This is a genomic window from Xanthomonas pisi DSM 18956, assembly GCF_001010415.1.
In the GTDB taxonomy this organism is placed as follows: domain Bacteria; phylum Pseudomonadota; class Gammaproteobacteria; order Xanthomonadales; family Xanthomonadaceae; genus Xanthomonas; species Xanthomonas pisi.
The window spans coordinates 1-425 of the sequence record NZ_JPLE01000270.1 but is presented as its reverse complement, the minus strand read 5'-3'; the positions used below and the strand labels follow the sequence as shown (position 1 = coordinate 425).

Annotated in this window: 2 protein-coding genes; both read right to left on the bottom strand. The window is 36.0% G+C overall.

Going from position 1 to position 425, the window contains the following annotated elements; all coding sequences use genetic code 11:
- The coding region (locus Y887_RS19780; RefSeq protein ID WP_283950390.1) for a hypothetical protein at positions 1–267 on the bottom strand (267 nt) is incomplete at its 3' end.
- On the bottom strand, positions 251–418 hold the full coding sequence (locus tag Y887_RS21610) for a terminase small subunit (RefSeq protein ID WP_425476744.1): 168 nt from the start codon (positions 416–418) through the stop codon (positions 251–253). The genes Y887_RS19780 and Y887_RS21610, both read right to left, overlap by 17 nt.
- Positions 419–425 lie beyond the last annotated feature (7 nt).

Genomic DNA, 425 nt, shown 5'->3' with positions numbered 1-425 from the left:
ACCCATATACCGTGTACGTTTATTATTCTTATCTTTGTATGTTTGAAATAATTCAGGCTTATCTGAGTTATTAGGAATTTTAACTATTTTGTTTATACGTAGATAGTCACTAAATTTTTCAGGGTACCATTTACCGTCCCATTGGGATTTAATCCAACGAATACCATCTTCTTCTTTACGTTCAGCTAAATGAGGCGGTAGAATAACAACTTTGTCACCTTCATTCAATGGGTGATTATCATTCAATGCGTTAATTTGTTGTTCCATTAATCACCTTCTCACGAGCTTCTTGAGCCTCGTAAGCATCTCCTACTTCTTCCATTAATTCTGTTGGAGAGCCCATGAACACTGTAGCATTTTGGATATTCATCTGACTAGATGGAGCAGCACTTTTAGTGCAAACTTGTTCAGATGTGATTTCTTTC